15 protein-coding genes are annotated in these 11,580 nt (G+C 66.4%); 12 read left to right on the top strand and 3 right to left on the bottom strand.

Going from position 1 to position 11,580, the window contains the following annotated elements:
* The 3 genes from AC1DYI_RS16385 to AC1DYI_RS16375 form a co-directional block, all read right to left on the bottom strand.
* Positions 1-666, bottom strand: a 666-nt coding sequence (locus AC1DYI_RS16385) for an MFS transporter (RefSeq protein WP_477205195.1), incomplete at its 3' end; no start/stop codon positions are given.
* A gap of 169 nt (positions 667-835) precedes the next feature.
* Entirely contained in the window at positions 836-1,612 is a 777-nt protein-coding gene (locus tag AC1DYI_RS16380) for a hypothetical protein (RefSeq protein WP_477205194.1), read from the bottom strand.
* 33 nt (positions 1,613-1,645) lie between these two features.
* A complete protein-coding gene (locus AC1DYI_RS16375) occupies positions 1,646-2,302 on the bottom strand; it encodes a TetR/AcrR family transcriptional regulator (protein ID WP_477205193.1) in 657 nt (218 codons plus the stop codon).
* A 378-nt stretch (positions 2,303-2,680) separates the two neighbouring features.
* Here AC1DYI_RS16375 and AC1DYI_RS16370 point away from each other — a divergent pair, with 378 nt between their 5' ends.
* The 12 genes from AC1DYI_RS16370 to AC1DYI_RS16315 all read left to right on the top strand — a co-directional run.
* Positions 2,681-3,607 carry an ABC transporter ATP-binding protein gene (locus AC1DYI_RS16370; RefSeq protein WP_477205192.1) on the top strand — a complete coding sequence of 309 codons (927 nt, stop codon included), beginning with the start codon at positions 2,681-2,683 and terminating at the stop codon, positions 3,605-3,607.
* Entirely contained in the window at positions 3,604-4,401 is a 798-nt protein-coding gene (locus AC1DYI_RS16365) for an ABC transporter permease (protein ID WP_477205191.1), read from the top strand. Before AC1DYI_RS16370 ends, AC1DYI_RS16365 begins: the two co-directional genes overlap by 4 nt.
* Positions 4,402-4,435: 34 nt before the next feature.
* Positions 4,436-4,720, top strand: a complete 285-nt coding sequence (locus tag AC1DYI_RS16360) for a BolA family protein (protein ID WP_477205190.1) — start codon at positions 4,436-4,438, stop codon at positions 4,718-4,720.
* A 96-nt stretch (positions 4,721-4,816) separates the two neighbouring features.
* Entirely contained in the window at positions 4,817-6,106 is a 1,290-nt protein-coding gene (gene murA, locus AC1DYI_RS16355) for a UDP-N-acetylglucosamine 1-carboxyvinyltransferase (protein ID WP_477205189.1), read from the top strand.
* Positions 6,103-6,741, top strand: coding sequence for an ATP phosphoribosyltransferase (hisG, locus tag AC1DYI_RS16350; protein WP_477205188.1), 639 nt, complete (start codon positions 6,103-6,105; stop codon positions 6,739-6,741). Before murA ends, hisG begins: the two co-directional genes overlap by 4 nt.
* A gap of 15 nt (positions 6,742-6,756) precedes the next feature.
* Complete coding sequence (gene hisD, locus AC1DYI_RS16345) at positions 6,757-8,067, top strand: histidinol dehydrogenase (RefSeq protein WP_477205187.1); 1,311 nt, start codon at positions 6,757-6,759, stop codon at positions 8,065-8,067.
* Between the two features lie 63 nt (positions 8,068-8,130).
* A complete protein-coding gene (locus tag AC1DYI_RS16340; protein WP_477205186.1) occupies positions 8,131-8,376 on the top strand; it encodes a CopG family transcriptional regulator in 246 nt (81 codons plus the stop codon).
* On the top strand, positions 8,348-8,830 hold the full coding sequence (locus AC1DYI_RS16335) for a PIN domain-containing protein (RefSeq protein ID WP_477205185.1): 483 nt from the start codon (positions 8,348-8,350) through the stop codon (positions 8,828-8,830). The genes AC1DYI_RS16340 and AC1DYI_RS16335 overlap by 29 nt, the downstream gene beginning before the upstream one ends.
* A 7-nt stretch (positions 8,831-8,837) precedes the next feature.
* Positions 8,838-9,932: a histidinol-phosphate transaminase gene (gene hisC, locus AC1DYI_RS16330; RefSeq protein WP_477205184.1), complete on the top strand. Its 1,095-nt coding sequence runs from the start codon at positions 8,838-8,840 to the stop codon at positions 9,930-9,932.
* Positions 9,929-10,534 carry an imidazoleglycerol-phosphate dehydratase HisB gene (gene hisB, locus AC1DYI_RS16325; RefSeq protein ID WP_477205183.1) on the top strand — a complete coding sequence of 202 codons (606 nt, stop codon included), beginning with the start codon at positions 9,929-9,931 and terminating at the stop codon, positions 10,532-10,534. The genes hisC and hisB overlap by 4 nt, the downstream gene beginning before the upstream one ends.
* 73 nt (positions 10,535-10,607) lie before the next feature.
* Positions 10,608-11,267, top strand: a complete 660-nt coding sequence (hisH, locus tag AC1DYI_RS16320) for an imidazole glycerol phosphate synthase subunit HisH (RefSeq protein ID WP_477205182.1) — start codon at positions 10,608-10,610, stop codon at positions 11,265-11,267.
* Between the two features lie 98 nt (positions 11,268-11,365).
* On the top strand, positions 11,366-11,580 hold a 215-nt coding region (locus tag AC1DYI_RS16315; RefSeq protein ID WP_477205181.1), incomplete at its 3' end, for a HisA/HisF-related TIM barrel protein.

Raw genomic sequence — 11,580 nt, 5'->3', positions numbered from 1 at the left:
GCCATAGGTGGCACTGACGAGAGCGGCCCAGGCGCGGAACGCCGGGTGTCGCAAGACGATGGCCGAGCTGCGCGCCAGCGGGCCGGGGTGCAGCGCACGCGGGTCGCGTTCGGCACAGGTCTCCGGTACTCGCCAAGCGACGAACGCCAGTGTCAGACCCGCGATCGCCGCCACCGCACCCAGCGGCGCACGCCAGCCCGACACAGCAGTCAGCCAACCCCCCAACAGCGGCGAGGCCAGCGCCAGCACGCCCAGGCCGGTCAGCGCCCAGGTCATCACGTGCGCACCTTGCCGGGGTTCGTACAGGTCACGCACGATCGCGCGGGCGCAGACCACCGAGGCCGCGAGGCCCAGGCCTTGCAACGCACGAAAGCCGATCAGGGCGTCGATATGCGGGGCACTCATCGCCCCCAGGCTGGCCAGGGTGTGCAGCGCCAAGCCACCCAGCAGCACCGGCTTGCGGCCAAAACGGTCCGACAGCGGTCCCATCACCAGCTGGCCGATGCCGAAGGCCAGCAGCACCAGCGACATCGTCAGCTGTGCCGCCGCCATCGGCGCCTTCAGCTCGCGCGCCAGCAACGGCAGCGCGGGCAGGTACAGATCGGTGGTGACCGGCTGCAGCCCGAGCAGCAGCGCGATCGCGAGCGCTGCGAGGGCGGGGGTCAAGGCCGCACGCGGTGAGTGCGCGGGTGGGGAATCAGGGGCCGGCATCGGGCGAGCCTAACAGCGGGCAGCCACCTGACCTGATTGCAAGGGCAGTCCGCGGCTTTCACCCCGGCCAGCTTGCCAGGGTGATCGGCTCAATGACTTGCGGGTCCGCGGGGCCTGTTCGGGCTCACTCGTCCTCGAGCTCGGCCTTCGCCATCTCGACGTCGAGCCGCTCCATCGCGTCCTTCGGGTCGCACTTGGCGGCGTCGGCATACAGCTTCTCGGCCTCGGCCATCTTCTTGTCGCCTTCGAGCATCACCAGTCCGTTGGCGTACTCGACCATCGCGATCGCGCTGGCCGGGTTCAGCTTCAGCGCTTCCTTGTACAACTTCAAGCCGGTGGAGGCATCGGCGCCTTGAGTCTTGCCCAGCAGCTTGCCGACCTTGTCGATCACTTCGGCGTGGAAGGCGCCGAGCGCGATGTGCGCGTCGGCATGTTTCGGCTGCAGCTTGATCGTTGTTTCCAGCGCGCCCTTGACCTTGCTGCCCAGCCCTTGCGCCAGTGCCTTGGCCACGCTGATGCCCTGGCTGTAGCGGCCCAGCGCGTAGGCCATGAAGTACCAGGCGTTGGCGTTCTTCGGGTCTTCCTTGGCCTGGGCTTCGGCGCGTTCGGCCACTTCGAGGAACAGCGCGAGCTTGTTCTTCTCGCTCTTTTCCAGGTAGTTGGCGTAGATCGCCTGGGCCTTGTTGGCCACGGTGATGCCCGCGCCGCCGGCCTTCAGGCCGGCTTCGGTGGCCTTCTGGAACTGGCCGGAATGGAACAGCGCCCAGGCGGCTTGCACCGCCTCGTCCTTCGGCCAGGGTTCGGCGTCGCCGGTGTGCAGCCGAGCCCATTGCTTCTTCAACGCGGCTGCGTCGTAGGTGTAGTCGTCGGTGTCGTACGGGAAGGCGGTCCACTTGGCCATGGTTTGTCTCCTTGAAAGGTGGCTTGTTGTGTTTCAGACGGCGCGGTAGGGGCCGGCCAGTTCGTTCAGGTGATCGCGCGCGGCTGGCTCGAGGTACGGGCCGAGCAGGCCCAGTACATGCCAGGCACCGCGGGCCAGCGTGGCGGCGGCGCTCTCGGGCTCCAGCGCCTTGCGCGGCTCGCGCACGTACTCGTAGCTGAGCCAATAGGTCAGCACGACGACCATCGAGGTGGCGACGACCGCGGCATCGGGCCGCGCCAGGCGCATCGCGCTGCCGCGAGTCAGGCCGGCCAGCACCGCCTCGACGGCGCGGGTCTTGTTCTTCAGCACGAACTGGAAGTGCGTTTCGAGCCGGCGGTTCTTGCTGAGCAGGTCGTTCAGGTCGCGGTAGAGAAAGCGCGAGCCCCAGATCAACTCGAACAGCATGTGGAAGAACAGCCACGCGTCTTCGACGTTGCGTACGCCGTCGGCGGCGTTCAGCAACTCGTTCAGTGCGGTTTCATAGCGTCCGAACAGCGCGTTGATCAGCTCGTCTTTGGCGGGATAGTGGTAGTAAAGGTTGCCTGGGCTGATGCCCAGTTCGGCGGAGATCAACGTGGTCGACACGTTGGGTTCACCGAAACGGTTGAACAGGTCGAGCGTGACCTCGAGGATGCGCTCGGCGGTGCGGCGGGGCTTCTTGGTCGGCATGGGCGTCGGCAGGTGTCCTGTCTCAGCAATACGTGCCATTGAGATTTGACCAGATGGTGATGATCGTGCGGCCGGACGGCTGGGCAGATACCCAGCGTATCTGCCCTGATGGCCGGGCGCGCGAGCGCGCGATCTGGTCAAACCCTTCGGGCGGGCCGAAATGGGGCGCTCGCAGCGCCGCCAAGCCGGGCAGATACCACTGAGTATCTGCCCGGCTCGTCGACTCACGATCATCCCCATTGCGGCCCGTCTCAATGACACGTATTGCTGAGACAGGACACTAGCATCCCCACGCAGGCAAGGCCTTGGGGGCGCTCCCTACAATCCCCGCCGCTGTCGGCCGCCCATCTGTGCGTCGCCGGCTCACCAGGACCATCCATGCCAGCCGTTTCCTTTCAGGGCGTCGCCAAGACCTACACCGGCGCCCGAGGCACCCTGCGCGCGCTCGACGGGGTCAGTTTCGACATCGAACGCGGCGAGTTCTTCGGCCTGCTCGGCCCCAACGGCGCCGGCAAGACCACGCTGATCAGCATCCTCGCCGGGCTGGCGCGTGCCACCGAAGGCCGCGTGTCGGTGATGGGCCACGACGTGATCGAGCACTATGCGGACGCTCGCCGCGCTCTGGGCATCGTGCCGCAGGAACTGGTGTTCGACCCTTTCTTCTCGGTGCGCGAGACGCTGCGCATCCAGAGCGGCTACTTCGGCGTCAAGAACAACGACGACTGGATCGACGAGCTGCTCTCCGGCCTGGGCCTGGCTGACAAGGCACAGGCGAACATGCGGCAGCTTTCGGGTGGCATGAAGCGGCGGGTGCTGGTGGCGCAAGCGCTGGTGCATCGGCCGCCGGTGATCGTGCTGGACGAGCCGACCGCCGGTGTCGACGTCGAGTTGCGTCAGACGCTGTGGCAGTTCATCGCCAAGCTGAACAAGCAGGGCCACACGGTGTTGCTGACCACGCACTACCTGGAAGAGGCCGAGGCACTGTGCGGCCGCATCGCGATGTTGAAGCAAGGTCGCATCGTGGCGCTCGACCGCACCGCGAACCTGCTGGCCGCGACCGCGGGCAGCGTGCTGCGCTTCAAGACCGACGATGCGCTGCCGGCCGACGTGGCCGCGCAGGCGCGTGTGACCGGCCGCATTGCGCAGGTCGCTGCGCACGACGCCGCGGGCGTCGAGCAGGTGCTGTCGCGGCTGCGTGCCGCCAACGTGAAGGTCGAAGACCTGGAGATCGGCCGCGCCGACCTGGAGGACGTGTTCTTGTCGATCATGCAAGGCAACCACGCTGTGGCCGAGGAGGCGGCATGAACGCAGTCATAGAGCGCGAGGCCCAGGGCGCTCGCCCATTGGCCGGTGCCCGTACGCTGTTCTACAAAGAGGTGCTGCGCTTCTGGAAGGTCGCCTTCCAGACCGTGGCTGCGCCGGTGCTGACCGCCGTGCTGTACCTGCTGATCTTTGGCCATGTGCTCGAGGACCACGTGAAGGTCTACGGCCACATCGCCTACACCAGCTTCCTGATCCCGGGGCTGGTGATGATGAGCGTGCTGCAGAACTCGTTCGCCAACACCTCGTCCAGCCTGATCCAGAGCAAGATCACCGGCAACCTGGTGTTCCTGCTGGTCACGCCGCTGTCGCCATTGGCTTGGTACGTGGCCTATGTTGGCGCGGCGATGGTGCGCGGGTTGGCGGTCGGGCTGGGTGTGCTGGTGGCCACGCTGTGGTTCGGGTCGCCAGGTTTTGTGCAGCCGGGGTGGATCCTGGCCTTTGCGTTGATGGGCTCGGGGCTGATGGGCTCGCTGGGCCTGATCGCCGGCCTGTGGGCCGAGAAGTTCGACCAGATGGCGATGTTCCAGAACTTCATCGTGATGCCGATGACCTTCCTCGCCGGCGTCTTCTACTCGGTGCATTCGCTGCCGGCCTTCTGGCAGGGCGTGAGCCAGCTGAACCCGTTCTTCTACATGGTTGATGGCTTTCGGCATGGCTTCTTCGGCATCAGCGACGTGTCGCCGTGGTTCAGCCTGGGTGTCGTGGCACTGAGTTTCGTGGTCGTGGCAGGGGTGACCTTGCGGTTGCTGCAGACTGGCTACAAGCTGCGCCACTAGCCCCGAGATCGGATCAGGGATAATCCTGAGCACTATGTCCGCCCCCMCCCCCGCCCAGGTCCGTGACTACATCGCCGCCGGCCTCGGCTGCGAGCATCTGGAAGTCGAGGGCGACGGCCGACATTTCTTCGCCACCATCGTCTCGACCGAGTTCGATGGCCTGCCCCGCGTACGCCGCCACCAGCGCGTGTATGCCGCGCTCGGTGAGCGCATGCGCGAAGAGATCCATGCGCTGTCGATGAAGACGTTGACGCCGGCTGAATGGGCTCGCGAGCAGACGAATTCAGCCACCGCTGGCGCGACCACGCCGCATCATTGACGATCTCGCTCGGGCGGCCGGCGTGATGCGCGCGGCCGCCGCCCGGGGCCCCGTCGCGCGCTTTTCTGCCCACACGCCCACCGCACCCCCGACCCCATGGACAAACTTCTGATTCGCGGCGGCCGCCGTCTGTCCGGCGAGCTGACGATCTCCGGCGCCAAGAACGCTGCGCTGCCTGAGCTGTGCGCCGCGCTGCTGACGGCCGATGCCGCGACGCTGCACAACGTGCCCAAGCTGCAGGACGTGGCGACGACGTTGAAGCTGCTGCGCCACCTGGGCGTGCAGGTCGAGCGCAGCGAAGCCGAGCCGAACACCGTGACGCTGGACGCGAGCCAGATCACCAGCACCAAGGCACCGTACGAGCTGGTCAAGACGATGCGTGCGTCGATCCTGGTGTTGGGCCCGCTGCTGGCGCGCTTCGGTACAGCGACGGTGTCGCTGCCAGGTGGCTGCGCGATCGGCTCACGGCCGGTCGACCAGCACATCAAGGGCCTGCAGGCAATGGGTGCCGAGATCACCGTCGAGCACGGCTACATCCAGGCCCAGGCGCCGCTAAACGCTGCAGGCCAACGCCGGCTGCGTGGTGCGCGCATCACGACCGACATGGTCACCGTGACCGGGACCGAGAACCTGATGATGGCCGCCGTGCTGGCCGAGGGTGAAACGGTGCTCGAGAACGCTGCCCAAGAACCCGAGATCCCCGATCTGGCCGAGCTGCTGATCGCGATGGGCGCCAAGATCGAAGGCCATGGCACGCACCGCATCGTGATCCAGGGCGTCGACCAGCTGCATGCGCCCAAGGGTGGCCACCGCATCATCCCGGATCGCATCGAGACCGGCACCTTCCTGTGCGCCGTGGCCGCGGCCGGCGGCGACGTGACGCTGCGCCAGGCCAATGGGCGGCACCTCGACGCGGTGATCGACAAGCTGCGCGAAGCGGGCGTGACGATCACCGCCGAAGACGACTGGATCCGTGTGCAGGCCGACGGCCAGCCCAAGGCGGTGAGTTTTCGCACCAGCGAGTACCCGGCCTTCCCGACCGACATGCAGGCTCAGTTCATGGCCGTCAACTGCATCGCCGAAGGCGCCGCGAAGATCAGCGAGACGATCTTCGAGAACCGCTTCATGCACGTCAACGAGCTGATCCGCCTGGGCGCGAAGATCGAGGTCGACGGTCATTCGGCGATGGTGACCGGCGTGCCGCGCCTGTCCGGCGCCACGGTGATGGCGACCGACCTGCGCGCGTCGGCCAGCCTGGTGATCGCCGGCTTGGTGGCCGATGGCACGACGACCGTCGACCGCATTTACCACCTGGACCGCGGCTACGACCGGATGGAAGCCAAGCTGCGCTCGATCGGCGCCGACATCGAGCGAGTCGGCTCATGATCACGCTCGCACTGTCCAAAGGGCGGATCTTCGAAGAGACGCTGCCGCTGCTGGCCGCCGCCGGCATCACAGTCAGCGAAGACCCGGAGAAGAGCCGCAAGCTGATCCTGCCGACCAACCGCGCCGACGTGCGGGTGGTGCTGGTCCGTGCGACGGATGTGCCGACCTACGTGCAGTACGGTGGCGCCGACCTCGGCGTGGCCGGCAAGGACATCCTGCTCGAGCATGGCGGCGAAGGCCTGTACCAGCCGCTCGACCTGAACATCGCGAAGTGCCGCTTGAGCGTCGCTGTGCGTGACGACTTTGATTACGCAGCGGCCGTGAAGCAAGGTTCGCGCATCCGAGTCGCGACCAAGTACACGACGATGGCGCGCCAGCACTTTGCCGACAAGGGCGTGCACGTCGACCTGATCAAGCTTTACGGCTCGATGGAGCTGGCCCCGCTGACGGGCCTGGCCGATGCGATCGTCGACTTGGTGTCGACCGGCTCGACGCTGAAGGCCAATCACTTGGTCGAGGTCGAGCACATCATGGACATCTCGTCGCGCCTGGTCGTCAACCAGGCCGCGCTAAAGCTGAAGCGCGATCTGCTGCGCCCGCTGATCGACGCCTTCGCTTCTGCCATCCCTCAATAGCCTTCTTTCATCGCCATGCTGAACCTGCGCCAGCTCGACACCACGCTTTCAGACTTTGAAGCCCAGTTCGAGCGGCTGCGCCATTGGTCCGCCGAGACCGACGGTGCAATCGAGGAGCGGGTGGCGGCGATCTTGGCGGACGTGAAGACGCGCGGTGATGCGGCGGTGCTGGAGTACACCGCGCGTTTCGACGGCGTGCAGGTGGACTCGCTGGCCGCGCTGGAGCTGACCCGCGACGAGTTGCGCGCGGCGTTCGAGGCGATCACGCCGGCCCAGCGCAGCGCTCTTGGAGCGGCGGCCGCGCGGGTGCGCAGCTACCACGAGCGTCAGCTGGACGCCTGTGGCCGAGGATGGAGCTACCGCGACGAAGACGGCACGCTGCTGGGCCAGAAGGTCACGCCGCTGGACCGTGTCGGCATCTACGTGCCGGGTGGCAAAGCCGCGTATCCGTCATCAGTGCTGATGAGCGCGATCCCGGCCCATGTCGCAGACGTTGGCGAGATCATCATGGTCGTGCCGACGCCGCGCGGCGAGAAGAACGCGCTGGTGCTGGCCGCCGCCTATGTGGCTGGCGTGCACCGTGCCTTCACGATCGGTGGTGCGCAGGCTGTGGCAGCCCTGGCCTACGGCACGGCCACGATCCCTGGCGTCGACAAGATCACCGGCCCCGGCAACGCCTATGTCGCCAGCGCCAAGCGCCGCGTCTTCGGCCAAGTCGGTATCGACATGATCGCCGGCCCGAGCGAGATCCTGGTACTGGCCGACGGCACGACGCCGCCGGACTGGGTCGCGATGGACCTGTTCAGCCAGGCCGAGCACGACGAGCTGGCGCAGTCGATCCTGCTGTGCCCGGACGCCGGCTACATCGCCAAGGTGCGTGAGGCGATCGAACGCCTGCTGCCCGAAATGCCGCGCCGCGACGTGATCCGCGCGTCGCTGGAAGGCCGCGGCGCGCTGATCCTGACTCGCTCGATGGACGAGGCCTGCGACATCAGCAACCGCATCGCGCCCGAGCACCTGGAAGTTTCTTCATCGGACCCACATCGCTGGGAGCCTCAACTCCGGCACGCCGGCGCTATCTTCCTCGGTGCCTTCACCAGCGAAAGCCTGGGCGACTACTGCGCTGGGCCGAACCATGTGCTGCCGACCTCGGGCACTGCGCGCTTCTCGTCGCCACTGGGGGTCTACGATTTCCAGAAACGAAGCAGCCTGATCGAAGTGAGCGAAGTGGGCGCCAACAAGCTCGGCGTGATCGCGGCCGAACTGGCTTACGGCGAAGGGCTTCAGGCCCACGCAAGAGCTGCTGAAATGCGCATGAAGCGTTGACACGAACTTCGTGCAACACGAGAATCGTGCAACACGAACTTCGTGTAATCGTTGATCGTCAGCATGAAAAACGTCACCGTCACGATGGAAGACAGCGTCGCCGAATGGGCGAGGCTGGAAGCCGCGCGCCGCAACACGAGCGTGTCGCGGCTGATCGGTGAGATGCTGGCCGAGAAGATGCGGCATGACGATGCCTACGAGCGGGCGATGAACGAGTGGCTGCAAAGGCCGGCTCTGTTCACGTCGGACGGCTCGCCTTACCCGAAGCGCGAAGAGACTTATGGCGAGCGGCTCGAACGTCTTCGTTGACGCGGGTGTTCTGCTTTGCGCAGACGATGGTGCCGACCCGGCCAAGCACCTGCGCGCACGCGAGTGGCTGAAGGTGCTGTGGACCAGCCGCTGCGGCCGCTTGTCGACCCAGGTGCTGACCGAGTACTACGCGAACGCCACGAAGCAGCTGAAGCCGCCGATGCAGCAGGGCGATGCCCGCGCCGAGGTGCGGCGCTACCAGCACTGGAAGCCGTGGCAGATCGACCACCAGACTGTCGAGACCGCCTGGGCGATCGAAGCACGCTTTCAGGTGAACTGGTGGGACGCACTGATCGTCGCCGCCGCCCAGCACCAGGGCTGCCGCTATGTGCTGACCGAAGGCCTGCCGCACGGCCAGCAGATCGACAGCGTGCAGATCCTCAACCCCTTCCTCGTCGGCCCCGAGGTGCTCGAGGCACCGGACCTGGCCGTCACGACCTCCACCACGCGATGAGCCCGCCATGAGCACACCCTTGTCCGACCGCATGACCCGTTACCTTCGTGCCGACGTGCAGGGCATGCATGGCTACGCCGTGCAGCCCAGCGCTGGCATGGTCAAGGTCGACACGATGGAGAACCCGTTTCGCCTGCCGTCCGAGCTGCGCCGGCAACTGGGCGAGCGCCTGGCCGAGGTGGCGCTGAACCGTTACCCGGCCGAGCGTGGCAACGTGTTGCGCCAGGCGCTGGCCCAGCACGCGCAGATGCCCGACGGCTGCGACATCATGCTCGGCAACGGCTCGGACGAGCTGATCAGCCTGCTGACACTGGCTACCGACATGCCCGGCAACGTGGTGTTGGCACCGCTGCCCGGTTTCGTGATGTACGAGATCGCGGCCAAGCACCAGGGGCTGAAGTTCGTCGGCGTGTCGACCACTGCCGACTTCGAGCTCGACGGCCCGGCGATGCTGGCCGCGATCCGCGAGCACCAGCCGGCCGTCATCTACCTGGCCTACCCGAACAACCCGACCGCCAACCTGTGGGACGACGGCGTGATCGACGCGATCATCGAAGCCGCACCGGGCCTGGTGGTGATGGACGAGGCCTACCAGCCGTTCGCATCGCGTGACTCGCTCGAGCGGCTGAAGCGCCACGAGCATGTGTTGCTGATGCGCACGATGAGCAAGTTCGGCCTAGCGGGCGCACGCATCGGCTACATGATGGGGCGCACCAAGTTGATCGCCGAAATTGACAAGCTGCGCCCACCGTTCAACGTCAGCGTGCTGAACTGCGAGGCGGCGCTGTTCGCGCTGGAGCATGTCGATGAGTACGCCCGCCAGGCGGCGACGATCCGCGCCGAGCGCGCCAAGCTGTTTGATGCACTGGCCGCGCTGCCGGGCGTGCAGCCTTTCCCGAGCGAAGCCAACATGATCCTCGTTCGCGTGCCCGACGCGAAGCGGATGGCCGCCGGCATGAAGGCTCGCGGCGTGCTGATCAAGAATGTGTCCAGCCTGCACCCCTTGCTCGCGAACTGCCTGCGCATCACCATCGGCACACCTGAAGAGAACCCGCAGACCCTGGCCGCATTGCGCGGCGCCCTGGAAGAGCTTGCTGCATGAGCACGAGTACCGAACCCCGCATCGCCGAAGTCCAGCGCGACACCAAGGAAACCCAGATCCGCGTGCGCGTCAACATCGACGGCACCGGCCAGGCGAAGCTGTCGACGGGCATTGGCTTCTTCGACCACATGCTGGACCAGATCGCCCGCCACGGCCTGATCGACTTGGAGATCGACGCGAAGGGTGACCTGCACATCGACGGCCACCACACAGTCGAAGACGTCGGCATCACGCTGGGCATGGCCGTGGCCAAGGCCGTGGGCGACAAGAAGGGCCTGACGCGCTACGGGCACTCGTATGTGCCCCTGGACGAGGCCTTGTCTCGGGTGGTGGTCGATTTCTCCGGCCGCCCGGGCCTGGAGATGGCGGTGGACTTCAAGTCCGGCATGGTCGGCGCGTTCGACACCCAGCTGGCCTACGAGTTCTTCCAGGGTTTCTCGAACCATGCGCTGGTCAGCTTGCACATCGACAACCTGAAGGGTCACAACGCACACCACCAGTGCGAGACGATCTTCAAGGCCTTCGGCCGCGCGCTGCGGATGGCAATGACGCTGGACCCGCGTTCGGCCGGTGTGATCCCGTCGACGAAGGGCTCGCTGTGAGCGCCGCACGGCCGCTCCGAAGGCGCTCGTTCCCCCACGGGGGGACCGGCGCGCAGCGACGCAGGGGGCACACATGAAGCGGACCGTGGCTGTCGTCGACTACGGCATGGGCAACCTGCGCTCGGTGTCGCAGGCGGTGATGCATGTGGCCGCGGGTGAGGGTGTCGAGGTGGTCGTCACCGCGCGGCCCGACGAGGTGCGTGCCGCGGAGCGCATCGTGCTGCCCGGTCAGGGCGGCATCCGCGACTGCATGCGCGAGCTGCACGAGTCTGGCCTGAAAGAAGCAGTGCTCGAAGCGGCGGCGAACAAGCCGTTGATGGGCGTCTGCGTCGGCATGCAGATGCTGCTGGACCATTCAGAAGAGCAGGACACGCCCTGCTTGGGTCTCATCGGCGGCCAGGTGAAACGTTTTCAGCTCGAAGGTCAGTTGCAGCCCGACGGCAGCCGTTWCAAAGTGCCACAGATGGGCTGGAACGAGGTTCGCCAGGTTCGGCAGGGCGCTGCAGTGCACCCAATCTGGGCGGGCGTGCCCGACGAATCGTTCTTCTACTTCGTGCACAGCTACTACACCCAGCCGTCGGACGAGCGCCACACCGCGGGAAGCACCGAATACGGACGGCGCTTTACCTGCGCGGTGGCGCGGGATAACATTTTCGCGACGCAGTTTCACCCCGAGAAGAGCGCTGCACATGGCTTGGCGCTGTATCGCAACTTCCTGAACTGGAATCCGTGATCCGCCTGCCCCGCCGGTTGCCGCCCCAGTTGCGCTGACCCGCCTTCTCACCGCTGCGCCCCACCACCCCCCGATTTCGTCCACTTGCCCGGCTGGCCATGCTGCTGATCCCTGCGATCGATTTGAAAGACGGTCATTGCGTTCGCCTGCAACAAGGCGACATGCAAATCTCCACCACCTTCAGTGAAGACCCGGCCGCGATGGCGCGGCGCTGGGTCGACGCCGGCGCGCGTCGCCTGCATCTGGTGGACCTCAACGGCGCCTTCGCCGGCAAGCCGGTCAACGAGCCGGCGATCAAGGCCATCCTGAAGGC

This window comes from Ideonella sp. P3_A4 (assembly GCF_056403075.1).
Note: the sequence above shows the minus strand (reverse complement) of the source record. Positions and strands in the feature narration are given on the sequence as shown.

Coding starts and splice junctions, on each gene's coding strand:
- AC1DYI_RS16365 (WP_477205191.1), top strand. CDS start 3,604: ATGAACGCAGTCATAGAGCGCGAGGCCCAGGGCGCTCGCCCATTGGCC.
- murA (WP_477205189.1), top strand. CDS start 4,817: ATGGACAAACTTCTGATTCGCGGCGGCCGCCGTCTGTCCGGCGAGCTG.
- AC1DYI_RS16370 (WP_477205192.1), top strand. CDS start 2,681: ATGCCAGCCGTTTCCTTTCAGGGCGTCGCCAAGACCTACACCGGCGCC.
- AC1DYI_RS16335 (WP_477205185.1), top strand. CDS start 8,348: ATGGCGAGCGGCTCGAACGTCTTCGTTGACGCGGGTGTTCTGCTTTGC.
- AC1DYI_RS16340 (WP_477205186.1), top strand. CDS start 8,131: ATGAAAAACGTCACCGTCACGATGGAAGACAGCGTCGCCGAATGGGCG.
- AC1DYI_RS16380 (WP_477205194.1), bottom strand. CDS start 1,612: ATGGCCAAGTGGACCGCCTTCCCGTACGACACCGACGACTACACCTAC.
- AC1DYI_RS16375 (WP_477205193.1), bottom strand. CDS start 2,302: ATGCCGACCAAGAAGCCCCGCCGCACCGCCGAGCGCATCCTCGAGGTC.
- hisB (WP_477205183.1), top strand. CDS start 9,929: ATGAGCACGAGTACCGAACCCCGCATCGCCGAAGTCCAGCGCGACACC.
- hisD (WP_477205187.1), top strand. CDS start 6,757: ATGCTGAACCTGCGCCAGCTCGACACCACGCTTTCAGACTTTGAAGCC.
- hisG (WP_477205188.1), top strand. CDS start 6,103: ATGATCACGCTCGCACTGTCCAAAGGGCGGATCTTCGAAGAGACGCTG.
- hisC (WP_477205184.1), top strand. CDS start 8,838: ATGAGCACACCCTTGTCCGACCGCATGACCCGTTACCTTCGTGCCGAC.